At 56.5% G+C, this 25,272-nt stretch carries 22 protein-coding genes; 13 read left to right on the forward strand and 9 right to left on the reverse strand.

What is annotated here, in order from left to right:
- Position 1 precedes the first annotated feature (1 nt).
- Entirely contained in the window at positions 2-757 is a 756-nt protein-coding gene (locus JRC49_09115; GenBank protein ID QTE69966.1) for a C39 family peptidase, read from the reverse strand.
- Positions 758-952: 195 nt separating this feature from the next.
- Here JRC49_09115 and JRC49_09120 point away from each other — a divergent pair, with 195 nt between their 5' ends.
- From JRC49_09120 to JRC49_09130, 3 genes are read left to right on the forward strand one after another with little or no spacing between them, the layout of a single operon-like run.
- Positions 953-2,098, forward strand: coding sequence for a hypothetical protein (locus tag JRC49_09120; protein ID QTE69967.1), 1,146 nt, complete (start codon positions 953-955; stop codon positions 2,096-2,098).
- 16 nt (positions 2,099-2,114) lie between these two features.
- Positions 2,115-3,944: an ABC transporter ATP-binding protein gene (locus JRC49_09125; protein ID QTE69968.1), complete on the forward strand. Its 1,830-nt coding sequence runs from the start codon at positions 2,115-2,117 to the stop codon at positions 3,942-3,944.
- A complete protein-coding gene (locus JRC49_09130; GenBank protein ID QTE69969.1) occupies positions 3,934-5,754 on the forward strand; it encodes an ABC transporter ATP-binding protein in 1,821 nt (606 codons plus the stop codon). Before JRC49_09125 ends, JRC49_09130 begins: the two co-directional genes overlap by 11 nt.
- A 47-nt stretch (positions 5,755-5,801) precedes the next feature.
- Here JRC49_09130 and JRC49_09135 read toward each other — a convergent pair whose 3' ends face one another.
- The 3 genes from JRC49_09135 to JRC49_09145 form a co-directional block, all read right to left on the reverse strand.
- Positions 5,802-7,112 carry a HAMP domain-containing histidine kinase gene (locus JRC49_09135; GenBank protein QTE69970.1) on the reverse strand — a complete coding sequence of 437 codons (1,311 nt, stop codon included), beginning with the start codon at positions 7,110-7,112 and terminating at the stop codon, positions 5,802-5,804.
- Entirely contained in the window at positions 7,109-7,789 is a 681-nt protein-coding gene (locus tag JRC49_09140; protein QTE69971.1) for a response regulator transcription factor, read from the reverse strand. The genes JRC49_09135 and JRC49_09140 overlap by 4 nt, the downstream gene beginning before the upstream one ends.
- 96 nt (positions 7,790-7,885) lie before the next feature.
- Positions 7,886-8,524, reverse strand: a complete 639-nt coding sequence (locus JRC49_09145; protein QTE69972.1) for a hypothetical protein — start codon at positions 8,522-8,524, stop codon at positions 7,886-7,888.
- Positions 8,525-8,814: 290 nt separating this feature from the next.
- Here JRC49_09145 and JRC49_09150 point away from each other — a divergent pair, with 290 nt between their 5' ends.
- The 3 genes from JRC49_09150 to JRC49_09160 all read left to right on the forward strand — a co-directional run bounded on the left by JRC49_09150 (position 8,815) and on the right by JRC49_09160 (position 10,438).
- Complete coding sequence (locus JRC49_09150) at positions 8,815-9,264, forward strand: sigma-70 family RNA polymerase sigma factor (GenBank protein ID QTE69973.1); 450 nt, start codon at positions 8,815-8,817, stop codon at positions 9,262-9,264.
- A complete protein-coding gene (locus tag JRC49_09155; protein QTE69974.1) occupies positions 9,251-10,081 on the forward strand; it encodes a zf-HC2 domain-containing protein in 831 nt (276 codons plus the stop codon). The genes JRC49_09150 and JRC49_09155 overlap by 14 nt, the downstream gene beginning before the upstream one ends.
- Before the next feature lie 81 nt (positions 10,082-10,162).
- Positions 10,163-10,438 carry a DUF4298 domain-containing protein gene (locus JRC49_09160; GenBank protein QTE69975.1) on the forward strand — a complete coding sequence of 92 codons (276 nt, stop codon included), beginning with the start codon at positions 10,163-10,165 and terminating at the stop codon, positions 10,436-10,438.
- Between the two features lie 64 nt (positions 10,439-10,502).
- Here JRC49_09160 and JRC49_09165 read toward each other — a convergent pair whose 3' ends face one another.
- Both JRC49_09165 and JRC49_09170 read right to left on the reverse strand, forming a co-directional pair.
- On the reverse strand, positions 10,503-11,546 hold the full coding sequence (locus tag JRC49_09165) for a hypothetical protein (GenBank protein QTE69976.1): 1,044 nt from the start codon (positions 11,544-11,546) through the stop codon (positions 10,503-10,505).
- Complete coding sequence (locus JRC49_09170; GenBank protein QTE69977.1) at positions 11,533-12,039, reverse strand: sigma-70 family RNA polymerase sigma factor; 507 nt, start codon at positions 12,037-12,039, stop codon at positions 11,533-11,535. The genes JRC49_09165 and JRC49_09170 overlap by 14 nt, the downstream gene beginning before the upstream one ends.
- Positions 12,040-12,189: 150 nt before the next feature.
- Here JRC49_09170 and JRC49_09175 point away from each other — a divergent pair, with 150 nt between their 5' ends.
- Positions 12,190-13,038: a patatin family protein gene (locus JRC49_09175; protein QTE69978.1), complete on the forward strand. Its 849-nt coding sequence runs from the start codon at positions 12,190-12,192 to the stop codon at positions 13,036-13,038.
- Here the strand turns inward: JRC49_09175 and JRC49_09180 are convergent, their stop codons facing one another.
- On the reverse strand, positions 13,039-13,527 hold the full coding sequence (locus JRC49_09180) for a hypothetical protein (protein ID QTE69979.1): 489 nt from the start codon (positions 13,525-13,527) through the stop codon (positions 13,039-13,041).
- A 515-nt stretch (positions 13,528-14,042) separates the two neighbouring features.
- Entirely contained in the window at positions 14,043-15,401 is a 1,359-nt protein-coding gene (locus JRC49_09185; GenBank protein QTE69980.1) for a M20/M25/M40 family metallo-hydrolase, read from the reverse strand.
- 154 nt (positions 15,402-15,555) lie between these two features.
- Here JRC49_09185 and JRC49_09190 point away from each other — a divergent pair, with 154 nt between their 5' ends.
- Positions 15,556-17,394, forward strand: a complete 1,839-nt coding sequence (locus JRC49_09190; GenBank protein QTE69981.1) for an ABC transporter ATP-binding protein — start codon at positions 15,556-15,558, stop codon at positions 17,392-17,394.
- A gap of 45 nt (positions 17,395-17,439) precedes the next feature.
- Here the strand turns inward: JRC49_09190 and JRC49_09195 are convergent, their stop codons facing one another.
- Positions 17,440-17,823, reverse strand: coding sequence for a hypothetical protein (locus JRC49_09195; protein ID QTE69982.1), 384 nt, complete (start codon positions 17,821-17,823; stop codon positions 17,440-17,442).
- A 249-nt stretch (positions 17,824-18,072) separates the two neighbouring features.
- Between JRC49_09195 and JRC49_09200 the strand changes: the two genes are divergently transcribed.
- From JRC49_09200 to JRC49_09220, 5 genes are all read left to right on the forward strand, one after another.
- Positions 18,073-18,765, forward strand: coding sequence for a hypothetical protein (locus JRC49_09200; GenBank protein QTE69983.1), 693 nt, complete (start codon positions 18,073-18,075; stop codon positions 18,763-18,765).
- 138 nt (positions 18,766-18,903) lie between these two features.
- Positions 18,904-22,239: a leucine-rich repeat domain-containing protein gene (locus tag JRC49_09205; protein QTE69984.1), complete on the forward strand. Its 3,336-nt coding sequence runs from the start codon at positions 18,904-18,906 to the stop codon at positions 22,237-22,239.
- The gene (locus tag JRC49_09210; GenBank protein QTE69985.1) at positions 22,240-22,794 is read left to right on the forward strand and encodes a hypothetical protein; all 555 of its coding nucleotides are present in this window, start codon (positions 22,240-22,242) and stop codon (positions 22,792-22,794) included. It begins immediately after the preceding gene.
- Positions 22,795-23,047: 253 nt separating this feature from the next.
- Positions 23,048-23,509: a leucine-rich repeat protein gene (locus tag JRC49_09215; GenBank protein ID QTE69986.1), complete on the forward strand. Its 462-nt coding sequence runs from the start codon at positions 23,048-23,050 to the stop codon at positions 23,507-23,509.
- Between the two features lie 216 nt (positions 23,510-23,725).
- Complete coding sequence (locus JRC49_09220; GenBank protein QTE69987.1) at positions 23,726-25,219, forward strand: hypothetical protein; 1,494 nt, start codon at positions 23,726-23,728, stop codon at positions 25,217-25,219.
- The last annotated feature ends 53 nt before the right edge of the window (positions 25,220-25,272 follow it).

Raw genomic sequence — 25,272 nt, forward strand, 5'->3', positions numbered from 1 at the left:
TTCAGGCGGCCGGCTTTGCCACGACAAAGGGCTGGACGTAGGGCTCGTCCTTGGCAGCGCAGGGGCCTTCCCGCCACATGTCAAAGAAACGGCCGAAGGGGAAGATATAGAATCCGTCCTGGCAGTGATCGGTGATGTCATAGGGATCCGCCAGGATCAGTACGTCGTCATACGGGTCTTCCGTGCCGCAGCCGTCCAGGCCGACAATAACCTGCCAGTGGCCGGCCCAGTCCTCCCAGTCCACCATGACCGGGATCCCGGCATCCAGCTTCTCCGCAAGATAAGCCCGCCAGGTTTCGATATCCTCAAAGCGGTATTCCGTGTCCGCGTGATAATCCACATCCCAGCCGATGCCTGTAAAGAACTCTGCCATGCCTTCCACGGTGGTTCCTTTTTCCGGGTCGGTCTTCATGGCCTCGGCCAGGGCCATTTCGTCATAGGTCTCTTCGCCGAAACGGTACAGGACCATCAGGGCGGAGGCGGCGCCGCAGGTATATTCCGTGGTCTGCTGGTAGGTACGGAACTGGGGCAGGATCCGCAGGTCATCCTCCGGCTCCAGCCAGAAGTAATCCACGATGGTGTAATAGCGGGAATCCGTATGATCCAGGGCGCCGCCATACGCGTCCGCGCCTTCGTCATCCAGTGCGGTAGGATATCCGCCCGGAGGCAGAATCGTCCGGTTTTCCGCGCAAGAGGAGAGGATCACTCCGAGCACGCACAGCAACAGGATCGGGAGAAACAAAACGGTTCTTCTCAAATCAATCACCTCCGTATTCACTTACAAAAAGAATGCCGACGGGGTTATTATAGAATAGATCGCAAAAGATGAAAATACATATTTGCGGTTTTTACGCAAATCTTTTCTTTCGCTGGTTCAGATTCCCGGCGATGTATGGTATACTTGCCCGGATAAGGCAATATTGGAACAATTCACTGCAAAGGGAAAAGATGCATGAAGAATCAGAAAGAAACGAAGAAAAGAAATATAGGGCAGATCCTGATCCCGGTAGGCTTTGTGCTGATCGGCGCGATATGCGGTGTGCTGTTTATGAAATTCCTGAACAAAACGGAAACGGCAGGAACGTTGAGCAGGGAGAAGATCCTGACGATCCTGGTGCTGATCGTTTCCATGTACGTGGCGCTGTTCCTGCAGATCATTATCCATGAGGCGGGGCATCTGGTGTTCGGCCTGCTGACCGGATACAGGTTTATTTCCTTCCGCGTTTCCAGTTTTATGTGGATGAAGGACAGTGACCGGATCCGGTTCAAACGGCTGTCCGTTGCCGGAACCGGCGGACAGTGTCTGATGGCGCCTCCGGAACTGAAGGACGGAAAAATGCCCGTGCAGCTGTACAACTATGGCGGGGCCATCATGAACCTGATTGCTTCGGCGGTATGCGGCGGACTGACCCTGCTGTGCCCGGCCGGATCGCTCTTTCGGCCGTTCCTGCTGCTGATGCTGGTGACGGGTATTGCTTACGCGCTGATGAACGGCCTGCCGATCAGGACAGGCCTGGCGAACAATGACGGCCGCAACGCATGGGATCTTGCCCGGAACCCGGAGGCTGTCCGGGCTTTCTGGATTACGCTGAAGATGAATGAGCTTTCAGCCAAAGGCGTCTGTCTCAGGGATATGCCGGAGGAGTGGTTCGCTGTTCCCGATGAGGAGGGGATGAAGAACGGAATCACCTCTTCCCTTGGTGCGTTTGCCTGCAGCCGCCTGATGGACCAGGGAAAGTTTGAGGAGGCCGACGCCCTGATGGAGCGCCTGCTTTCCCATCCTAACGGCATTCCGGGCGTGCTCCGGAAAATGCTGGTATGCGACCGGATCTATGTGGAACTGATCCGGGAAAACCGGCCGGAGGTGCTGGAGGGCCTGCGGACGAAGGACCAGGTGAAGTTCATGAAGTCCATGAAGAAGTTCCCCTCTGTGCTTCGCACGGAGTATGCCTATGCCCTGCTGGCGGAAAAGGATCCGGAGAAGGCACAGAAAGTCGTGGAAATGTTTGAAAAAACCGCCCGCACCTACCCGAATCCCAATGAGATTGAGATTGAGCGTGAACTGATGGAGACTGCCCGGAAGGCAGCCGCCGTATAACAAGGAAAGGATTCCCATGGAACAGGAAAAGAAATACTCATTTCGCCGGAACCTGGCCTACTGTATCCGGTCGACCAGGCAGGGTTGTCCCAGGCTGCTGTTTTTCTGCCTGCTGGTCATCCTGGTCAACTGCCTGGTGCCGGTGATTACCGCCTTTTTGCCTAAGGTGGTCATAGAGCAGATCACGGAGGGAAAGCCCCTGCGGCAGCTGCTCCTTGTCACAGCCTGTCTGACCGGTGCGCTGGCCCTGCTGGGCGGCCTGCAGAAATACATGGACCAGCTGATCTACTGGAACAAGTTCACAATGAACACCTTCTTCCTGCGGCTGATCACCCGCAAAGGCCTGACCACCGATTACAGGAACCAGGAGAACGAGCATTTCCGGAAGCTGCAGAGCGAGAGCTTCGGCAGCTGCAACGGCAACTTTTCCTATTACGCCCAGACCTATGACGCCGTCGTGCTGTTCTTTTCCAACCTGCTGGGCTTCCTGGCGTTTGCCGGCATCCTGTTTACCCTGCATCCCCTGCTGATCCTTTTCCTCTGCCTGACCACGCTGGTCAGCTTTTTCCTGAACCGGCGGATCAACAAATGGATCGAGGGAACGGTGAGCGAAAAGTCCGGTTATGAGCAGCGGCTGCGGTACGTTACGGAAGCGTCGGATGACCTCCGGGCCGCGAAGGATATCCGGCTTTACCGGATGGTGGACTGGCTGAACGGCATTTATGATAAAAACCTGAAAGGCCTGCTGGGCTGGTACCGGAATTATACGGCCAGGCTCTTTGGCGTGTCCGCGGCGGACAGCGCCCTGGGTTTCCTCCGGGAGGCCGTCACCTACGCCTTCCTGCTGTACCTGGCGCTGGAGGGGAAAATCTCCGTAGCGGAGTTTGTGCTGTATTTCAATGTGGTGGCGGGATTCTCCGCCTGGCTGGGCAGCCTGCTGGGCCAGGTCACGGACCTGCAGCGGCTGAACCAGGCCATGAACCGCTTCCGCTCCTACCTGGAATACCCGGAAACCTACCGGCGGGAGGGAGGAAAGCTGGTCGGCAGCCTGGATTCTCCGGAAAGGATTGAACTGAGGGACGTCAGCTTCCGCTATGACGCGGAAGGGGAAGACGTGATCCATCACTTCAGCCTGGCGCTGGAGGCGGGAGAGCACCTGGCGGTGGTCGGCCTCAACGGTGCCGGCAAAACCACGCTGGTGAAGCTGCTCTGCGGCCTGACAGAGCCCACGGAAGGCACGGTAACCTATAACGGAACAGATATCCGTGAATATAACCGGGAGGAATACTACCGCCTTTTCGGCGCGGTATTCCAGGATTACTCCCTGCTGCCGGTCACGATTGAGGAGATCGTGGCGGAGGAGGAAGAGCTGAATGTAGATCACGAACGGGTGGAAACCTGCCTGAAGCAGGCGGGCCTGTGGGAGAAGGTTTCCTCCCTGCCCGAAGGCGTGAAGAGCAAATACAACCGGGCTTTCTGGGACGACGGCATCAACCTGTCCGGCGGCGAAACCCAGAAGCTGCTGCTGGCCCGGGCCTTATACCGGAACGCTCCGGTGATTGTGCTGGATGAACCGACGGCGGCGCTGGATCCGGTATCTGAAAACCGGCTGTATGAAACCTATGATGAGGTTATGCAGGGGAAGACCACGATCTTCATATCCCACCGCCTGGCCTCCACCCGCTTCTGCCACCGTATCGTGCTGATCGATCACGGGCAGATCGCGGAAGAGGGAACCCATGAGGAACTGCTCGCGAAAAAGGGCAGGTACTATGAGCTTTTCGAGACACAGGCCAAATACTACCGTGAGAACCCGGAAGGGGAGGTGGATCACGATGAAGCTTAAGAATCGGATCGCCATTACCCGCCGGGGATACCGGATGCTGGGGAAATACTGTCCCGGGCTGATCCGGGGCAAGGTAATTATCGCGGTACTGGAAGCCCTGGCGCCGCTGGTGACCGTCTGGTTCTCGGCCAGGATTATCAATGAAATCGAGGGAAACCGGGATACCGGTACCCTGATCCTGCTGGTGCTGCTGGCGGTGGGCATCAACTTTGCCTTCTCCCTGATCCGGAATGCCATGAGCCGGGTCGTCAGCGAGAAGGAATCCAAAATGTGGAACTCCTTTACAAAGATCTTTTCCGATAAGCAGATGAACATGCGCTACGCGGACCTGGAGGACCAGGAGATCCAGAAGCAGCGGCAGAAAGTGCAGGAAAACCTGTTCATGTTCGGCAACGGGCTGGGCCAGCTGGTCTGGGATACCCCGTCCCTGGTGAAGGTGATTGTTGGCATTGCGGCTTCCGTGGCGCTGACCGCCTCCCTCTTTACTGCCGGAACAGGGAATACCCTGCTGGATTCCCGGCTCTGGATTATCGCCGCCGCGGGGCTCATGATCCTGTCCGGCCTGGTCAATTCACGCCTCCGGAAGAAGGAGGATGAATTCTTTAAACGCTGGACCGATGGCACCGTCTGGTTCAACCGGGCATTCATGTTCTACGGCCACGCCCTGTACGCGGAAACCGCCCGGGCAAAGGACGTCCGGCTGTACCGCCAGGACCGGATTGCGGACCGGGAAATGCGGAAGATGAATGAGATGAACCTGAACAACAGGGAAACCGGAAGAATGAGCGCCTGCGAAGGCGGAATGGAACTGATCCGGGGGATCTGCAACGCGCTGTGCTATCTGTATGTCGCTGCCAAGGCCGGCCTGGGAGCCTTCGCGGTTGGCAGCGTGGTGCTGTATGTGGGTGCCCTGATGCAGCTGGTGAAGAGTTTCAGCGACCTGTTCTTCATTCTTTCCGAAAACCGGGTTTATACCGGACACCTGGAGAAGCTGTTTGAGTACCTGGATCTTCCGGACGCCAAACAGCAGGGAAGCCTGCCGGTCAGCGGAACGGAGCATACCATTGAGTTCCGGAATGTTTCCTTCCGGTATCCCGGCAGTGAGACGGACGTGCTGCAAAATGTGAACTTCACCCTGCGCGCGGGCCGGAAGCAGGCCCTGGTGGGGGCAAACGGCGCGGGCAAGACCACCTTTGTGAAGCTGCTCTGCCGCCTCTATGATCCGACGGAAGGACAGATCCTGCTGGACGGCAGGGACATCCGGGAATACGACTATGATGACTATATGAAGCTGTTTTCCTTCGTCTTCCAGGATTTTAAACTCTTCGCCTTCTCCCTGGGAGAAAACATCGCGGCCGGTGAAAACTATGACGCGGCAAAGGCGGAGGAATGTATCCGGAAAGCAGCTTTGTACGACCGGTACCGGGAAATGCCGGACGGCCTGGAGACCTGTCTCTACCGGGATCTGTCGGAAAAGGGCGTGGAAATCTCCGGCGGCGAGGCGCAGAAAATCGCGCTGGCCCGGGCACTGTACAAAGGGTCTCCGGTTATCGTGCTGGATGAGCCCACCGCCGCCCTGGATCCCATTGCCGAAGCCCAGGTCTACGCCGGCTTCAGCGGCATGGTGGAAGACCGGACGGCCGTATATATCAGCCACCGGCTTTCCTCCTGCCAGTTCTGTGATGAGATTACCGTGTTTGACAAAGGCCGGATCGTCCAGCAGGGAACCCACGCGGAATTGCTGGAGAACCCGGCGGGCAAATACCGGGAACTCTGGGACGCCCAGGCACAGTACTATATTGAACAGTAAAATCAAGCCCCGCATCGTTGGTTGATGCGGGGCTTTCATTATATCTGTTAAGCGTTCAATATCACGCTGAACGCTGTTCCTTTTCCTTCGCTGCTTTCCACGCTGATCCGGCCCTTGTGCGTTTCCACAATGTTCCGGGCGATGGCAAGCCCCAGTCCGTGGCTGCCGGTCTCCCTGCCGTGAGCGGGATCCGCCCGCCAGAAGCGGTCAAAGATCTTTTCCTGATCCTCCGGGGCAATGGGATCGCCTGTGTTAAACACCCGCAGTTCCCGCAGCTTTCCCCTGGCTTTCAGGCTTACTTCAATCCGTCCGCCTTCGTTGGAATACTTCAGGGCGTTGGAAAGCAGAATCACGGTCAGCTGCTGGATCATTTCCTCGTTTCCGGTGCATTCAATACCCTCCGGAATATCCGTTTCCAGCGTTTTGCCGGCTTCATAGACCGTGCTTTCGAAAGGCAGTACCACGTTCAGCACCGCATGGCAGAGATCGAAGGGCTTCATCTCTGCTGTCCCTTCCTTCCGGTCCAGTCGGGCCAGGGTCAGCAGGTTGTTGACCAGGGCGTCCGTGCGCTGGATCTCAGAACGGATATATCCCAGGTTTTCATTTTCCCCGATCTCCTGTTCCAGTACCTCGGCGTTGGCAGAGATGACGGCCAGTGGCGTTTTCAGTTCATGGCTGGCGTCGGAGACAAACTGTTTCTGCCGGGTGAAGGCTTCCTCCACCGGCTGTACCATCCGCCGGATCAGCAGTGCAGCCAGCAAGGAAAGCAGGACGCAGGCTGCCGCCGCGATCAGGATGGTTGAACGGAGCACGTTGGAGGCGGACAGGTAATCCAGCCGTGCGTCCAGTACGACCAGCATAGTCTGTCCGTTCTGTTCTGTTTTCCGGTAGAATTGGGTGCCGATCCGGCCGCTTTCTTTTCCTTCCGCCAGGATGCTTTCCGCCATGACGGATACCTGCTCGTCGGAATACAGATCCGTCCGGTCCGAAGTCCAGGAGGCGACGGATCCGTCTGCGCTCAGGGAAATGGTATAGGAATTGCTCAGCCCGGCGGCATCGGCTTCGGTACCGCTGCGGAGGGCGGGCGGCTCACCCCGGAAGTCTTTTTTGCCCCGGTTCATCCGTGCGCCGCGGCCCGGGTCGTTCTCATCCGGCTTCATTGCGGGCATATCTTCCCGCCGTCCGGTGTCCGCCGGACGGGAACCGCTGTTTTCCGCCAGCATGGAGAGCGTCGCTTCCGCCTGGGCGGCGATACTGTGTTCATTGGCCAGGTGAATGGCCAGCACGATACCGGCGGAGACCAGGATCAGCACAGCGACCACCATCAGGGTCATGCGCCGGCGCAGTCGTCTGATCATGCTTCCTCCTCCAGGGTGTAACCCAGTCCCCGGGCAGCCCGTATCTTCATCCGGGAACCAATGAAGCCCATTTTTTTCCGCAGGAAGGAAATATATACTTCCAGCGTGTTGTATTCAGCGTCGCTTTCCAGGCCCCAGACCCTTTCGAAAAGGGTTTCCTTTGTCAGGATCTGTGCCGGATTCCGGAGGAGGATTTCCATGAGCTGGTATTCTTTCGCACCGAGCCGGACTTCCTGCGCGTTTTCCGTGTTACGGAGCTTTGCGCTTTTCTGCTCCAGCTCAATATCCCCGAAACACAGGTTCATCACCGGTGTGCTGTCTCCCCGGCGGGTGATGGCCCGCAGGCAGCTGACCAGCTCTGCGGATTCAAAGGGTTTGGGCAGATAGTAGTCCGCGCCGCTGTCCAGGCCGGTCAGCCGGTCTTCCAGCGCGGCACGGGCGGTCAGCATCAGCACGGGGGTGGCAATCTTTTCCTTCCGCATTTCGCGCAGCACGGAAAAACCGTCTATGCCCGGGAGCATGACGTCCAGGATGACGGCGTCATAGCCGCCGCCCAGAGCCCAGTCCAGGCCGTCGGTTCCGTTATAGACCGGATCAACGGTGATCCGCTCCTTCTCCAGCAGCTTGCAGACCGCCGCGGATAGCTTCCGGTCATCCTCTACCAGCAAAACGCGCATATTTTATTTCCTCCGTGCTTCGATGATATCACAGCCATGCCTGAAACGGCAACAAGGGACTCCCGGATAATCCGGGAGTCCGGTGAAAGGAATGGATCAGGTTCCGGCAGCTCCTGCTTCAGGTGCTTCAGGCATGGAGAAGCGGGCGGCATACTGGTCGTATTGCTCCTGGGTAATCACGCCGCTGTCCAGCATTTCTTTCAGCAGCTGCTCTTCCGGATTGCCTTCCGGAGCGGCCTCTGCGGGGGCTTCGGCGCTTTCCGCGGGTGCGGCGGTGCCGGTCTGGGCTTGTGTGAGCTGTTCCTTCACATGGGTCAGGATCGCATCGGCAACTTCCTGGGTGATGACGCCGTCGGTCACCAGCTGGGTCAGCCACTGCTCAAGCTTCTCGGTCCGGGCTGCAGTATTTTCGCCGCGGAATCCTTTCCGGCCGATCTTACCGGGCAGCTGTTGCTGGTTGTTCTGGTCAGGAATCTGCTGCTGGCCATTCTGGCCGCTCTGATCAGGCATCTGCGGGGGCTGGGCATTCTGTCCGTTCTGGTTTGGCATCTGGGGCATCTGGCTGTTCCGGTTATTCTGTCCGGGCATCTGTCCTTTTCCGCCTCGTCCGCCCCGGGCGGTCTGCATAGTTGCGGATGTGGTCTGGTCCACGGTATTGTTTTCCGCCAGCGCCGGGAGGGCGATGGCACTGATGACCAGGGCAAGGGCCATCAGCAGTGCAAGTGTCTTCTTCATGATCATATACCTCCGTTCATTGATTGCTGTTTTCTTCGGGTTTTTGGCCGGGTGGTTTCTCCCGGCACCTCATATTCTGCACGGGAACCTTAAAGAAACCTTGAAGACAAAATTTTTTTTCCGTTGTCTGTTCGGAAAATGTGATATGATGAACTGAAAATTTTTGAAAAAGTTTGTAACGGTTGATCCGGTGCTGCGACTAACAGGATGAAAGCCGCTTTCAAAACTGCGGAAGGGAGGGGTTCGCCACGGCTGATCTGGAAGAGATCTATGTCCGCTACAGCGGGACGGTGACCGCCTACCTGACGCGCCTGAGCGGCAGCAGGGAGCTGGCGGAGGAACTGACGCAGGAAACCTTCTACCAGGCGGTGAAAAACATTGACCGTTTTGATGGAAGAAGCAGCGTGAATACCTGGTTGTGCAGCATCGCGAGGCATCTGTATATCGATACCCTTCGCAAACGGAAACCGGTGGATCCCCTGCCGGAGGAAGTGCCCTCGCCGGATGATTTCGCGGAAAACCTGGTGCACAAGGACCAGGCGATGATCGCCCACCGGTACCTGCACAGCCTGGAGGAGCCTTACCGCGAGGTGTTTACCCTGCGCACTTTCTGTGATCTGTCCCATCCGCAGATTGCGGAGCTGTTCAAAAAGAGCGAGGCCTGGTCCCGGGTGACCTACTACCGGGCCCGGTGCATGCTGCAGGAAGCAATGAAGGAGAATCAACATGAAAAAGAATGAATGCAATGTGGTCCGTGACCTAATGCCCCTGGTGCTGGACCGGGTCGCCAGCGATGAAAGTCGGGCGCTGGTGGAAGAACATATGGATTCCTGCGGAAAATGCAGGAAGCAGTATGAGGAAATGAAGGCGGAGATGCCCGGAGAAACCCGTGCTGAATATGAGAAAGAACAGAAAACCATTGTGGACGCGTTGAAAAAAGCCCGCCGGCAGAAACGCAGACGCAGGATTCTGCAGATTGTGCTTCCGGCAGTGATCAGCCTGGCGATCCTGATTGGCGGCGCGTCTGTGTATGGTTCTCTGTGGGTCTGGTCTTCAGTACCGGTGGATAACAGCCTGTACACGCTGGATTTCGTCTGCCTGGCGGACGGAGGGATCGACGTGACTGTGGAGGACTACGGCATCAGGGGAGTAAAATATGATTCCACCTGCTGTGAAAAACGCAGGGAAGCGGATGGAAATGTACTGTATCTCTATTTTACGGTAGCTCCCGCGGAGACATGGGGCAGCGCCAACCGGAATCCTGTGAATTTCCGGAAATACCGTTTTGCATCAATTGAAACCCGGCAGGGAATCATCAATATACAGGATCTGGCTGAAATTCGGCAGGGAAAACCGGGACATGACTGTGTGACGCTCTGGAAGAAGGGGGATCCGATTCCCGCTGCTTCCGCGGAGATGGAAGCGTATTATGCCTTCGAGAAGGAAAAAAGAGAACAAGAATACAGAGGCTGGAATCTGCCGGAAGACGGGACAGTAATGAAAGAATATGATCGCAGATGGGAAGAACTGTACAATGCTGTTCCGGAATGGAAATAATTGTACAGAAATCCAAAGCGCAGGGCGAAACCCCTGCGCTTTGTGCTATAATGGGGAAAACACAATGAGGGGCGGAGAAAGATGAAGAGGCTGGACAGGATTACCTATTATGAGCGGATCCTGGACCGGGCGGAAGCCGCGGCGAAACAGATGGAAGACGCCCTGGACGCCTGGGACGCTGTCCGGGATGAACTGACAGAACTGGAAAAGTACTATACCAGCCGGGAATGGAAGGCGGATTTTGACGCGGACGCCGCGGGAAAACTGCCCACAGGCCTGAAGCGGGGTGTCCTGTCCGAAGACGGGATCGACAGTGTGCTGGAGCGGTTCCGGGACCTGGAGGAACGCCTCGGCTGATCATGACATAAAGAAAAGAAGCTCACCGCGGGGTGAGCTTCTTCTTTATGGGGGTATTGCCGGATCAGCCCCAGCCGCCCAGGGCGGAGTTGTACTCAAACTGCTCGACGGCGCCGGTTTCCACGTTGACGTAGACAATGTAATAGCCGTCTTTCTCGGTGCGCTGGGTGTCATCGCCTTCGCTGTACAGCAGGTATTCCACCTCGAAGCAGGGAGCGCCGTTGATGGTTTCATACCATTCGTTGGGGTTCTGTTCAGGAACTTCAGTGATTCCGATGAGGGCCAGCAGTTCCATGGTCGGGCCGCGGTTGGTGTACAGCTCCAGACGGGAAATCTGCTCTTCGTTCAGGCCGTAACTGGAGATGATGAACTCCCGGCCGATGGCAATCATCTCATCCTCGGAGAGCTTTCGGGCTTCGAGTGCGGAAGTCTTTTCACCCTCCCGCTGGTTCAGCCGGTCTATATCATCCTGGGTGAGCTCGTGATCCTCGGGGAGATCATCCGGAACGGCTTCCGGTGTTTCGGAAGGGATGTCATATTCCTGGCCGGTGTGCTTTTCGGCAATGGCCGCAGCCTTCTGTGTGTAGGATAATTTGTTATCTTTGGCGGCGTCGGTCATCATCTGCTTCAGCTGTTCAGCGCCCCAGGCGTCGGCTTCATAGCCGCCGGAAACGTCAGCGCCTTCACGGCTCCAGGTGATTTCCGCCTTGCCGTCCTTAACCAGCGCGGTGTAGGTGCCCAGCACGTAGTCCAGGCCGTAAACGCCGGTGTAGGTGACGCGGAAGCTGCCGTCCTCGAGGGGTTCTTCCTCACGGGAAAAGAAGGTCTGCATCTCTTCCGTAATGCCGAACTGTTCCTTGAGGGCAGCATCGGCCGTACGGGAAGCGGACGCCCGGGGAGAGACCAGCAGGCCGGCCGCCAGGGCAGCCACGGTGAGTAAAACCAGGACAATTGCGAATACCAAACCAACAGAGAGTTTTTTCTTCATAACAGGTGCCTCCTCCTGTGCGATGCGGCTGAGCAGCGCAGCACGGCAGGAGGGAAGCTCGTCCAGAAAGGATAGGCGCCTGTCCATTGCGGAACGGAGCGTTTCCTTATTCGTCTTCATAGTACCAGTCCTCCAGTTTGTCCTTCAGCATCGCTTTTGCTTTTTTCAATCGATAATTGACGGTTGAACGGGGGATTCTCAGCACCCGGACGATCTCATCCAGCGTCATGCCCTGATACCAGTGCAGGAGCGTCACTTCCTTCAGCTTGGGCGGAAGGGCGAGTACCGCACGCGTAACGGTGTCGTCCCGCGCATCGAAGGGGACAGAGCCTTCCGGCAGCAGGTCAGGGGTCACGGACCGGTCCGTATTCCGTACCCAGGCGCTTTTCAGCAGGTCCTTGCAGGTGTTGATGGCTATGCGCGTGAGCCAGGTTTTTTCCGACGAGTCCGCACGGAATCGGTCACCGCCCTTCCAGGCTTTAAAAAATGTTTCCTGTACGGCGTCTTCCGCCAGCGCGGTATCACACAGAAAAGCAAAGCAGAGCCGAAGCAGCGGTTTCTCCCAGCGGGTGACGAGGCTGTTCAGCCATTCTTTGCGCTGATCCTGATCCAATGCGCTCCCTCCTTTCAACACTGATTAGACGACATGTCAGGAAAAAGAGGCCAACGGGCCGGTGTTTTTGATTTTCATATTATACACCAAAGAAACCGGACAAAGCCGCCGGTTCTGGTATACTATGTGGAGAAAGGGAGGAGAATGCGCATGAAAAAAGGCCTGGTGCTGGAAGGCGGCGCCATGCGGGGATTGTTCACCTGCGGCGTGCTGGATGTGCTGATGGAGCAGGGAATCCGGTTTGACGGAGCTGCCGGAATATCCGCCGGGGCTGCTTTCGGCTGCAACTTCAAGTCCGGCCAGATCGGCCGCCCTCTCCGGTATAACAAAAAATACTGCTCGGATCCCCGTTACTGCAGTATCCGTTCCCTGATCCGCACGGGAGATCTGTACGGAGCGGATTTCTGCTACCGGGAGCTTCCGGATGAACTGGATGTCTTTGACCGGAAAGCTTTTGCGGAAAATCCCATGGAGTTCTTTGCCGGAGCCACGGACGTGGAGACCGGAGCGTGTGTATATCATCTTTGCAGGGATGGCAGCGACCTGGATTTCCGGTGGCTGCGGGCTTCCGCTTCCATGCCCGTGGTTTCCCGGCCGGTGGAAATTGACGGCCGCTTTTACCTGGATGGCGGAATTACGGACGCCGTGCCCTATGCCTGGATGGAAGAGATGGGGTATGACCGGAATGTGATTGTCCTTACCCAGCCGGAAGGCTACCGGAAAAAGCCGGCTTCCGGCCTGGCCGTGATGAAGCTATTCCTGCGCCGGTATCCCCGGATCATTGAGGCCATGGCTGTCCGGCATGAAATGTATAACCGGCAGATGGAGGAAATCAGCCGCCGGGAAAGGGAAGGAAGTTCCTTTGTGATCCGTCCGCCGGAGGCGCTGCGGATCGGCCATACAGAAAAGAACCCGGCCGAACTCGACCGGGTCTATCGCCTGGGAAGGCGGGAGGCGGAAAAGCGCCTGCCGGAGCTTCTTCAATTTTTGGATCAGTAATCAGTTTCCGAAGGTATTGTAGACCTGGGGTACGAACTCCTCGTCCGAAGAGGAGGGCGTATTGCCCAGGGTCATGGGAATCGGGACAGAATCGATCTGTTCCGGTTCTTTTTCTTTTGTGATCTCTTCCTCTTCATCCGCGGTATCCTGCCTGCGGCCAAACTTATGCCTGTACACATACAGGCCGATGATCACCCCGACAACCAGCCCGCCGAGGATCGCTGTGCCGGAAGTGGCCCGGAAAGCGGAAGTGAAAACGGAGAAAAGCGCAGAGATGCCGGAGCTGAAACCACGGGCCAGGGAACGGAAGACGCTGGCGGCCACGCGGATGAGCGGACGGCCGAACAGGCAGAACATAATAATCGCCGGCCAGATTTTCCGATGGCGGCGGTTTTGCTTTTTATAGGACTTCTGGTGTTCACCGGAATGTTTGTCCCATTCCCAGTTCCAATTCCAGTTCCAGTTCCAGCCCTGATTGTTGTTCCCCATACGATCAATATCCCCCTGATGGATAAATCATTCCTATGATACTGGAAAAGTGTATCACGCAATCGATGTGAAAAAAAGGAGAATCAGATTAAAAATTCATGCAAAAAAGCAGATTGCATCCAAAAATTCGGACAATTTACAAAGAATTTACACTTTTTTTACAAAACCATGAATCAAAATGCCTGTTTTTATCGTCTAATAAGTAGGGAGGTAAAAAAAGATGAGAAAACACCGGCTTGTGATGATCAAAAAACAGGGGAACCGATTTGACAGCTATTCCTTTCATATCCGGCGCGATTCTGTGACCGGAGAGCTTTCTGTTTCCTTTACCAGGCCCGGACACGCCTGGGTGCTGTGCATCGAACGCGTGATTCCTGAGCTTCGGACAATTGCGGGACCCCGGGGGAACTACCTTTTTCTTCCTCGAGAATCAGAGAATTGACAGACCTCTCCATCATCACAAGCCGCTGTTTATATAAAGGGCTCCGTCCTGGGGGAACGGAGCCCGTCTTTTTTTATTCTTCTGTGTTTTCTTCCGGCAGGATTTCCTCTTCGGTTTCCGGCAGTTCTTCTTCTGCCTCTTCAGTGAAGGCTTCCTCCGGGATTTCTTCCGGCAGATCCGCTTCTTCCGCCAGTTCCACCACTGGTTCTTCCGGCTCCTTCGGAACCAGGATCAGGTCCCGGTCTGCCGCATAAACAAACTCCGCGGTAGCACGGTAGCAGTTTTCCAGCGCGCCGGGGCTCAGGTTTTCCGGTGTATCCAGCCGGGTATGATAGAACCGTTCCAGCCTGTGGCTGAGGCCGGTGATGCCGATAGACCGGAAACCGCCCTGGGTGAAGGCCGCGCTGTCCGTGGCGCCGCCGAAGAGCGGCACCTTGCCGTCCCGGCAGGGAACGCCGGCGTCTTCTGCCGCCAGCAGGAAGTAGTCGCACAGGTCTTCATCCGAGTCCACGGTGTTGTTCAGGTCCCGGCGGTTGACCATGAGCCAGTCCGGGTTATAGATGGAGTCATAGGAAATCACACAGGTGGGCACGTCCCGGTAATCATCCTTATGCGCTTCGCACCAGGCCTTGGCACCCCGCAGGCCGGCTTCCTCCGATCCGGTCAGGATGACGCCGATCTCGGTATTTTCCAGCCGGATGCCCTGCTCTTCCATTTCCTTCAGGAGGGTCACGCCCATCAGGCAGCCGGTCAGGTTGTCGTTGGCGCCGTCCACAACCCGCAGCGGGTTATAGGTAATGGTCAGCAGCAGGAAGAAGGGGATGAAAACCAGGCACCGAAGTCCCGCGGTATACACGTCCACGCCGCACAGGGACAGGAAGGACAGGATCATATAACAGAACACGCCGACGGTGGCCGCGATGCCCGGGATTTCAAAGGCAATGCCGCCGAAACGGTAGTTGATGGGGAATTCCCAGGCCGCGTCCGTATGGCCGTTCAGGAAAATGCGCTGTTTCACTTCGCCGCTGCAGGGGCGCACGGCGGTGACGTTGGTGCCCTGCTTTTTGGGAAACAAGGGATCCAGCGGCTTGCGGTAAAGCACAAAGTGGTAGATGAACAGCAGCACGCCCAGCAGGCCGAACAGGATGCTCAGGAGGGGTTCGCTGAAAAAGAGCACCCCGCAGAGGATATCGCAGAAGGCGGAAAAGTAAAAATATCCATAGAAAGAATCCGGATGTACCTCAAAGGACTCCGTTTTCACCTCCGCACAGCCGCATTTCTTTTCCAGGACGCCGGCAAAGTATTCCGCCGCCGCCTGCTCACCGGCGCTGCCCGGAGAACGCCTGCCGATCTTCCGGCAGATGTGGGTGATCTTCTCCACCATGTAGGAAACGCTTTCCTTGGGTTCCCTGCTCTTGTTCCAGATGTCCATCCGCCAGTCCCCTTCCCGCGGAAAAATGTAAAGTTAATATCTTTGCCGATTATACCAGAATTCCGGAAACAAAAAAAGACAGACCCGGATGGTACAAATTCTTGCTCCGCCGCCGGCGGCCGCATATAATGGAACGGAAAGGGAGGGGATCCATATGGCAGGTCCCGGCGGCCCCCGGAGGGGCAGTTACCTCACAGAAGAAGAAAAAAAGAACAGCCCGAAGATTACCAAGGAGCTGATTGCCAGGGTTTTCTCCTACCTGAAGCCCTACTGGAAACAGCTGCTGCTGGTACTGGTATGCATTGTGGTGTCCTCGGTCTGCAGCCTGTTCCCGTCCATCCTCACCGGTAACATCATCGACGTGCTCACCGGCAAGGACCTGGGCGGCTGGTTCGGCGCGGGGATTTCCGCCCTGATCCGGCTGATCGTCCTGACGCTGCTGCTGTACCTGGCCTCCAACCTGATCAGCGTGGCGGAAACCTACCTGAACAGCTGGATCGCCCAGCATATCTCCTTTGATATGCGGAACCAGATGTACCGGCACCTGCAGAAGATGTCCCAGCGTTTCTTCACCTCGGCCAACCAGGGCGACATCATCACCCGGATGACCAGCGATATCTCCGGCGTGGAGAGCGTGGTGACCGGCACCTTCACCAGCATCCTGTCCAACACCATCACCCTGGTGGTGGCGGTGATTGCCATGTTCCGGAAAAACTGGATCCTGGCGCTGGTGGGTATCGCGGTGGTGCCGCTGTTTACCCTGCCCACCCGCATGGCCGGCAAACGCCGGTGGAAGCTGGCGGGGGAGGCCCAGGCCTGCAACGATGAAATCAACGGCATCCTGAACGAGACGCTCTCCGTCAGCGGCCAGCTGCTGGTGAAGCTCTTCGGCCGGGAAAAATCCGAATACGAACGCTATGAGGAAGCCAACGGGCGGATGATCAAACTGAACATCCGGGAGCGGATGGCCGGACGCTGGTTCTTCATGCTGCTCAGCACCCTGACCACCATCGGCCCCATGCTGCTGTACCTGGTGGGCGGCATCCTGATCATGAAGCACGACAGCACCCTGAGCGTCGGTGACATCACGGTGCTGGTGGCGCTGCTCGGCCGCATGTACGGCCCGGTGAACAGCCTGCTGAATATCCAGGTGGACTGGATCCGCTCCATGGCCATGTTTACCCGGATCTTTGAATACTATGACATGAAGCCCGAGATTGACGACAAACCCGGGGCGAAGGAACTGACGAACGCGAAGGGCGAGATCGTCTTTGACCATGTGGACTTTACCTATGACGGGGAGCGGATGATCCTGAAGGATATTTCCTTCACCCTGCACAGCGGGGACTGCGTGGCCATTGTCGGCCCCAGCGGCAGCGGAAAGAGCACCATTGTCAACCTGATTCCCCGGCTCTGGGATCCCGTGAAGGGCAGCGTCACCTTTGACGGCACGGACGTGCGGGATTATACCCTGCATTCCCTGCGGGACGAGGTGGGTGTGGTGACCCAGGAGACCTACCTGTTCAACGGCACTATCCGGGAGAACCTGCTCTATGCCAAGCCGGACGCTACGGAGGAAGAGATGATCGAGGCATGCAAAAAGGCCAACATCTATGACTTCATCCGGAACCAGGCGGAAGGCCTGGATACCATGGTGGGCAACCGGGGCCTGAAGCTGTCCGGCGGTGAGAAACAGCGGATTTCCATTGCCCGGGTGCTGTTGAAGGATCCGGCCCTGCTGATCTTTGACGAGGCGACGTCCGCCCTGGATTCCATCTCCGAGGCGGCGATCCAGGCGGCCATCAATCCGCTGATCGAGGAGCGTACCTCCATCCTGATCGCCCACCGGCTGTCCACGATCCTGGCGGCGGATGAGATCCTGGTGGTCCGGGACGGAGAAATCGTGGAGCGGGGTACGCATAAGGACCTGGTTCATGCCGGCGGCACCTACCAGGAGCTGTATGAAACCCAGTTCAGCAAAGCGGAAGCGTAAGGAAAAGCAACAGAAAGGGTCCCGTTCAGTCGAACGGGGCCCTGTTTATTTGATCGCGTGATGAACCTGGGGTGCGGGAATCTCTTCTTCCGGTACGTAGGCGGAAGGCTGCTGTGCCTTCGCCTCTTCAGCGGTGTTTTTGTTCCTGCGGAAACGGTAATACAGCCTCAGGCCGATGCAGATGCCGGTCAGGAAAGCAGCTACATCAGGAGCGGCGCGGAAGAATTCCTTCAGTATGCCGGAGAGGAAACGGAAGATGGTCCCGAATACGAGGAGGACAGCGCTGAAAAGTTTGCCCACAAAAGGAAGAAACATGAGGAATGCCACGATCCCCAGTCCGACCGCGGGGGAGATGGGCTTGTCCTCCTGACGCGGGGGCTGCTTTTTCTCTTCTTCCGGGAAACTTCTCATGACCCAGTCGGTCCGCATGGGAATGATCCTCCTTTCAATCAATCCGGGTCTGTTATCCGACGGTGCAAGTATACCATGTCCGGATCCGGGATAACAGGGCGAAGACGGAACAATACAGGGGGGTTATTGTCCGGCTGGTGAAAAATAGGCGTTCAGAAGTTCCCGTGACGCGGATGCGCAATACACGCTTTGCGGCGGGTCCGGATTGTTCCTGCCTGGCAAAAATGGTATAATCTGCGGGAAATAACGTGCCGGAAGGAAGAAACCATGGCCATTACCAAAACGGATTTTATGCGGGGCATGCAGTGCCGGAAGATGCTCTGGCTGGACAGGCATAAGCCCGGGCTGCGGGTCATTCCGCCGGAGGTCCAGGTCCGGCTGGACGCGGGCAACGATTTCGGCGACCGGGCCATGGCCATGTTCGGCCCCTATGAGGAAATGACCGTGTACCGGCCGGGTACCCGGATTCCGGACAAGCAGGCCATGCTGGCCAGAACGCAGGATGCCCTGCTCCGGGGTGTGCCGGTGATCTGCGAGGCGGCCTTCAGCAATTACAACAACTACTGTGCCGTGGATCTCCTGCGGAAAACGGAAACCGGCCATGACCTGTATGAGGTAAAGAACGCGCCGGCGGTCTATGAGCAGTTTATCCGGGACGCGGCCTTCCAGTATTACATTATCCGGAGAACCGGCCTGCGGATTGACCGGATCTTTATCGTGACCCATGGGCCGGATGAGGAGAACCCTTTCGTCTCCAATGACGTCACAAAACAGGCCCGGGAGTACTACGACTGGATCAATGACAACATCTGGGACCTGAACCGTATGACCAAGGAGCGGGAAGAACCGGACGTCCCCTGCGGGGAACAGTGCTCAAAGCCTTATGAATGCTGGTATTACGGATACTGCCACGGCCTTGTCCGGGAACCGGAGCAGCTGACAATTGATGACTGGAACTGACAGCCGGCGGAGGATTTCCTCCTCCGGCTGCCGTGGTTTTCCGGTAAAAAATTTACAACGTTGTTACATCGCGTTAATGACCTTGATACATTTCTTCCTATATAATGGAGTTGTCAGATTGACACGGAGGGGTTGCGCATGAAACCATTCAGGTACAGATTATGGACCTGCCTGCTGTTCGCCTTGCTGCTTACAGCAGTGTTTGCCGCGCCTGCCCTGGCGGATGAGGAGGGTACCTGCGGCGACAATCTGACCTGGAAGTTGGAAAACGAAACGCTGACGATTTCCGGCACGGGGGCAATGCCGGATTTCAGGACGGATGAAAGCGTACAGAAGCCCTATCTTTGGTATACCCTGCCCGGCACAACCGCTCCCTGGGACGGACTGAAGTTCAGATCCCTTGTGATTGAGGAAGGCGTTACGTCCATCGGGGCCAACGCGTTTAACTGCCATACGGAGCTGATCACCGTTTCCCTGCCGGACACCCTGAAATCCATCGGGGATAAAGCGTTCTGTTACTGTGAAAACATGACGGACTTTCTTTTCCCGGAGGGCGTTGAGACAATCGGTGTTTCCGCGTTCGGAGACTGCCGCGGGCTGAGGAACGTCATCCTGCCGGAAGCGCTTACGGAGCTTGAATACGGCGCGTTCCAGTGTTGCAATGCCATTGAAAAAATCACCCTGTCCGACAGCGTGAAGTCCATTGCGGAAACGGCTTTTTATGCTTGCTTCAGCCTGAAGGAAATCAACCTGCCTGCTTCCCTGACCAGGATTGAGGCCGGTGCGTTCGCGTCCTGTGAAAGCCTTGAAAAGGTGGTTGTGGAAAGGGACAGCTATGCGGAAACGTTCTGCGCGAAAGCCGGCCTGCCCTACGCCTACGCACAGGCGCCTGTGGTCTTCGGCAGCGAAGGCGGGGACGGCATAGGCTGGAAGCTGGAAAACGGCACCCTGATGATTTCCGGCACGGGAGCAATGGATAACTATATGCGCATGATGGGCGGCAGCCAGCAGACGACCGCGCCGTGGGACGGCCAGAAGATCACGCGGGTGGTGGTGGAGCCCGGTATTACCTCCATCGGCGCTTTCGCGTTCTGGGGATGCGAACAGCTGAAAACGGTTGTCCTGCCCGATACAGTGACAGTGATCGGGAAATTTGCCTTTGAAAACTGCATCCTGCTGCGTGAAATCACCCTGCCGGAAAGCGTGACCGAAATCGGAAAGAAAGCGTTCAGCCAGTGCGGAAGCCTGAGAACGATCACCCTGCCCGCTTCTGTCAGCACAATCGGGGAAGACGCGTTCGCCGGCTGCGAAAAGCTGAAGGACGTGGCAGTGGTACCGGGAAGCTATGCCGAACAGTACTGTGTTGAGAACAACCTCCCGTATAACAGCGGCAGCGCTGTTCCGGAGGAGACGCCGGCACCCGTACCGATCGCTGTGGAGAAGGCGAAAAACACCTGCGGCAAAGACCTGACCTGGACGCTGGAGGAAGACGGTACGCTGCGGATTTCCGGTACGGGCAGGATGGAAAATTATGTTGAGATCCGGAAAGAACCGGATAAAAACGGCAAAACACAGTACGGATCCTCCGCACCGTGGAGCGACAGCAACAGCGGCATCGCCCGGGTTGTGATTGAGGAAGGAGTTACGTATATCGGGTCCCAGGCCTTTACCGGCTGCGCCATGACAGAGGTTTCCCTGCCGGGATCCCTCACTTCCATCGGGGAGGGCGCTTTCGAGCATTGCGAGAAACTGACGACGGCCGCTTTGCCGGATTCGGTGACCGAGATCGGAATGTTTGTGTTCAGCGAATGTACCGGCCTGACGGAAATCCGGCTTTCTGCTTCCCTGACGTCCATCGGGGCGGCGGCTTTTGAAAACTGTACGAAGCTTGCGGAGATCACCCTGCCGGAGTCTGTCACCAACGCCGGAATGTATGTATTCCATAACTGTACGGCGCTGAATACCGTCACCCTGCCTGATTCCCTCCAGGCGCTTGGGGAGTTTGCTTTTGACGGCTGCGAAAAACTGAAGACTGTTATTGTGCCGAAGGACAGCTACGCTGAACAGTACTGCAGCCTGAGGGATATTGAATATATCTACACGGGCAGCAGTACGGAAGCCATTCCGACAGAAGCGCCGCACGGCGTCTGCGGTAAAAACCTGATCTGGACGCTGGACAATGACGGTACGCTGACCATTTCCGGGTTTGGGAAAATGGATGATTATGATGCAATTTATTCCGAGCCTGATGAATACGGCGGGTCATTCCTCCTGCGCACAACGGCGCCCTGGTACGGCCGCACAATTTACCGGGTAGTGGTTGAGGAAGGCGTGGAACGGATCGGAAGCTATGCGTTCTACCACTGTGAAATGCTTCGGACGATCCATCTGCCGGATACGCTGAAAGCAGCCGGATCCTATGCTTTCGGTTTTACCAAAGTGGTGGATATGGACCTGCCTGATTCCCTCACCTCCATCGGGGCGAGCCTCTTCTTCGGCTGCCATTCCCTGGAAAGCGTGAAGCTGCCTGCCGGTATCAAGCTGATTCCCGCAGATATGTTCTGCGGTTGTGACGTCCTGCGGGATATTGTCCTGCCAGAGACTGTTCAGCGTATTGACACATATGCGTTCTGCTACTGCAGCAGCCTGAGGGAGATTAACCTGCCCGCCGCCGTCTTTGACATCGGCAGCAAGGCCTTTGGGGAATGTACAGGCCTGGAGAACGTCATTGTTGCCCGGGGCAGCTACGCGGAGGAATACTGCCGCAAACAGGGACTGCCCTATACATATATCGACGGTACAAAGCCGGAGAATTCCGGCAGCGTATACGAGGAAGGCCGCTGCGGTGCGAATCTGTCCTGGAAGCTGGAAGACGGTACGCTGACCATTTCCGGCACCGGAGCAATGGACAATTATACCACCAAAATGTCTGGGAACTCCGTTGCCGGCGTCACCTCGCCGTGGGACGCAAGACCGATCGATACCATTATTGTGGAAGAGGGCGTCACATCTATCGGAGACCGCGCTTTTACCTACCTGGATAAGGTGACAGAGATTGACCTGCCTGAAACGCTTGTCTCTATCGGCAGTGAAGCTTTCGGGGAAACCGCGATCACTGCAATTCAGGTTCCGGAGTCGGTCAAAACGATCGGATCCTGTGCGTTTCAGGGCTGCTTCAGCCTGCGGAAGATCAAACTGCCATCGACCCTTGACTGCATTGAGTTTGCAATCCTCGAGAATTGCAATTCGCTGACGGATATCCAAATCCCGGATACTGTAACGTCCATTGAGGCGCATGCGTTTGGCGGTTGTTCAAGCATGTACGAACTCAGGATTCCGGATTCCGTAACCAGGCTGGATGAAACGGCGTTTGAATACTGTCCCAATCTTCGCCTGGTTGTCGGGCGGGACAGCGCCGCAGAAAGCTTCTGCATCCGGAACAACCTGAAGTATTCTTACGCGGAGAATAAGTAAATGAAAAAGTTTGTGAAGAGATATCGGTTCTGGCTGATTCTGATCGTGCTGATCCTGATCGCGGCCGGTGCGTTTGCGTCCATGTCCGGCAGGAAACAACCGGAGCGGACAACCATGGAGGACTGCCGCAGCCTGCTTGCGGATCCGGAAACGAACAGCCGGCTGACGGCCGCCGCTTCCATCATGCTGGGGAAACAGGAGTTCAGCAATTACCTGTTCAGGCATGTGCATCCGTATAATTCGAGCCTGCACAGCCTGGAAGAGCTGAAAAATGACGCGTACTTCGCGAAGGAAGAACAGAGCGCCATGCTGGACGCGTTTTCCCTGCTCAAAGGGCTGACGATGATCAAGTATGACGGCAGCAAGGGCGAGATCCTCAACATTGAGCTGGCCGGGGAGAACTACAGCCGGATCAAGATGTTCTATCTTCCGCACACGGAAAAGGACCCGGAGGCGGCGCTCCTCCAGGAGGAATATCTCCAGGCGGCCTATTACGAGATCGCGGAAGTGGATGAGAACTGGTATATCGGCGTTCATAAACCGGATAAAGCGTGACAGAAACGGAAAAACGGGAGGACAGTGCGGACAGACCGCACTGTCCTTTTTTGTGCCGGGCCGGAGGCAGGGTCCACAATTTACACCATTGTTACAACAGCTTGATGACTTTGATACAACCGGGCCGGTATACTTTTTGTCAGGAAGCAATGAGGAATTTGTTCCGGCCGGGGCGTGGAACAGGGAAGAAAAGGGATTCATGCCGCGTTCATTAATTGACAGAGAACGACAGACTATCCGGAGGGATATTTCAATGGACATCCGAAAGAGCAAAATGTGGATTTTGCTGCTGCTTGTCGCGGTTTTGCTGATGCTGATATACGGCATGAAAAGCTCCTGCGGGGAAAACCTGAAATGGAACCTGAAGGACGGTACGCTGACAATTACCGGCAGCGGACGGATGAATGACTATAAAGGAATCCCCGGAGACCGCGGGGCGGATGGAAACCGCCGCATGCTGTGTGTGGATACGCCCTGGGAGGATCACAAAATCTCCCGGATTGTGGTGGAGGACGGGGTTACTTCCATTGGCAATTACGCCTTTGCCTTCTGCCCGGGCCTGAGGGAGATTATCCTGCCGGACACGGTCACCTCTATCGGGGATTCCGTGTTTGACGGCAGTGAAAGCCTGGAGATGATCTACGTTGCGGAGGGCAGTTACGCGGAAGCATACTGCATCAGCAACGAACTGCCGTACGCGCACCTGACGGTCTGATGGAAAAAAGCTTGTTTTTTTCCGGTCTTGCAAAATAGACCGGTTTATTTTTCAGCGTTTGTGCTGTATTATGTATCGCAGAAACCATAAAATAACTTCGACGGTAAGGAAACCGTCAAAGCGATCATATGAACGGAGAGTGAGCCCCTTCGAAACGGTGGATGTAACACGGGAACAATAAACTGACATACATCAATCATTGAAAGGAGTAAACCCATGGACGCAATTCTCAATTTCATTCAGAACAGCTGGCACTGGATCCTGATCGCCATTGTTGCGATTATCATCCTGCTCAAGTTCATTCCCCGGTATAAGATTGCTCCCCCGGATACCGCGCTGATCATTTCCGGCCTGATCCGCCGGAACTACAAGGTTCGCAACTCGGACGGCACGGTTTCCGCCAAGAAGTTCGGATACCGGATCATCCGCGGCGGCGCCACCTTCTATATCCCCGCCATTGAACGGATTGACCAGCTGGATATGTGCCTGAACCAGGTGGATATCCGCACGGCCCAGCCGGTGCCTACCAAGGAATACATTTCCGTGCTGGTGGACGCCGTGGCGAACATCAAGATCGGTTCTGACGACCTGTCCATCGCTACCGCGGCCGAGCAGCTGCTGCATTATAACGGCGAGCAGATCAAAGCCCTGGCCAAGGACGTGCTGGAAGGTAACATGCGTGAAATCATCGGTCAGATGACCATCGCTGAACTGGTCCAGAACCGCGACAAGTTTGCCCAGGAATCCATTAAGGCCGCTATGGCTGACATGGCCAACATGGGCCTGGAAATTATCAACCTGACGATCCAGAACTTCTCCGACAAGGACGGCAACGTGATCGACACCATGGCTGCCCGCAACGTCGCCGAGAAGGAACAGGACAAACGTATTGCCGAAGCCGCTGCTGAAAAGGAATCCAAGTTTGCCGAAATGCAGGCTGAAGCTGAAATCGCCCGCCAGAATCGTGACCTGGAAGTGCAGAAGGCTGCCTTCAAGCAGGAAACGGAAGAAGCCCGCGCCAAGGCTGAAATGGCCTACAAGATCGAGCAGGAACGTATCAACAAGACCTTTGCCACCGAGCACGCGGCTGCTGAAATGACCCGCCTTGAAAAGGAAACGGAACTGAAGCGGCAGGCGGTTGAGATCGAGCGTGAAAAGCTGAACGTGGAGATCCGTGAAAAGGCGAAGGCTGAAAAGGACCGCGCCATTGCCGAAGCTGAGGCGGAGAAGTACCGCAAGCAGGCGGAAGCGGACGCTGCCCTGTATGCCGCCGAGAAGGAAGCGGAAGCCATCCGGATGAAGGGTGAAGCGGAAGCCGAAGCCATGCGGAGAAAGGCCGAAGCCATGCAGCTCTACGGCCAGGCTGCCATGATGCAGATGGTTACCGAAAAGCTGCCTGACATCGCCCGCGCGGTGTCTGAGCCCCTGAGCAAGACCGAAAAGATCATTCTCTTCGGTGAAGGCGGAGCCACCTCCATGGCGAGGGACACTGCCGGCACCATGCTGCAGACCTTTGAGGCTGTGAAGGAAGCCGTCGGACTGGATATCCCCAAGGCCATCCGGAACGTAACCACCGGCGGACTGATCGGCAAGGCCGCGCAGGAAGCGGAAGCCGAAAAGCCCGCAGAGGAAGTAAAGGATGAAACGCCTGCGGAGGAACCCGTGAATGAGACTCCTGCGGAGGAAACGGATCCCGATACCGGAGTGTAAAATGCTGAGCTGAAAACAGCGCCGGCCGGCAGAAATGCCGGCCGGTTTTGTGT

It is taken from the genome of Clostridiales bacterium FE2011, assembly GCA_017569305.1.
Lineage (GTDB): Bacteria > Bacillota > Clostridia > Christensenellales > Aristaeellaceae > Aristaeella.

Coding starts and splice junctions, on each gene's coding strand:
- JRC49_09190 (QTE69981.1), top strand. CDS start 15,556: ATGGCAGGTCCCGGCGGCCCCCGGAGGGGCAGTTACCTCACAGAAGAA.
- JRC49_09155 (QTE69974.1), top strand. CDS start 9,251: ATGAAAAAGAATGAATGCAATGTGGTCCGTGACCTAATGCCCCTGGTG.
- JRC49_09120 (QTE69967.1), top strand. CDS start 953: ATGAAGAATCAGAAAGAAACGAAGAAAAGAAATATAGGGCAGATCCTG.
- JRC49_09180 (QTE69979.1), bottom strand. CDS start 13,527: ATGGGGAACAACAATCAGGGCTGGAACTGGAACTGGAATTGGAACTGG.
- JRC49_09185 (QTE69980.1), bottom strand. CDS start 15,401: ATGGACATCTGGAACAAGAGCAGGGAACCCAAGGAAAGCGTTTCCTAC.
- JRC49_09205 (QTE69984.1), top strand. CDS start 18,904: ATGAAACCATTCAGGTACAGATTATGGACCTGCCTGCTGTTCGCCTTG.
- JRC49_09220 (QTE69987.1), top strand. CDS start 23,726: ATGGACGCAATTCTCAATTTCATTCAGAACAGCTGGCACTGGATCCTG.
- JRC49_09175 (QTE69978.1), top strand. CDS start 12,190: ATGAAAAAAGGCCTGGTGCTGGAAGGCGGCGCCATGCGGGGATTGTTC.
- JRC49_09200 (QTE69983.1), top strand. CDS start 18,073: ATGGCCATTACCAAAACGGATTTTATGCGGGGCATGCAGTGCCGGAAG.
- JRC49_09140 (QTE69971.1), bottom strand. CDS start 7,789: ATGCGCGTTTTGCTGGTAGAGGATGACCGGAAGCTATCCGCGGCGGTC.
- JRC49_09215 (QTE69986.1), top strand. CDS start 23,048: ATGGACATCCGAAAGAGCAAAATGTGGATTTTGCTGCTGCTTGTCGCG.
- JRC49_09125 (QTE69968.1), top strand. CDS start 2,115: ATGGAACAGGAAAAGAAATACTCATTTCGCCGGAACCTGGCCTACTGT.
- JRC49_09160 (QTE69975.1), top strand. CDS start 10,163: ATGAAGAGGCTGGACAGGATTACCTATTATGAGCGGATCCTGGACCGG.
- JRC49_09195 (QTE69982.1), bottom strand. CDS start 17,823: ATGCGGACCGACTGGGTCATGAGAAGTTTCCCGGAAGAAGAGAAAAAG.
- JRC49_09165 (QTE69976.1), bottom strand. CDS start 11,546: ATGAAGACGAATAAGGAAACGCTCCGTTCCGCAATGGACAGGCGCCTA.
- JRC49_09145 (QTE69972.1), bottom strand. CDS start 8,524: ATGAAGAAGACACTTGCACTGCTGATGGCCCTTGCCCTGGTCATCAGT.
- JRC49_09130 (QTE69969.1), top strand. CDS start 3,934: ATGAAGCTTAAGAATCGGATCGCCATTACCCGCCGGGGATACCGGATG.
- JRC49_09135 (QTE69970.1), bottom strand. CDS start 7,112: ATGATCAGACGACTGCGCCGGCGCATGACCCTGATGGTGGTCGCTGTG.
- JRC49_09210 (QTE69985.1), top strand. CDS start 22,240: ATGAAAAAGTTTGTGAAGAGATATCGGTTCTGGCTGATTCTGATCGTG.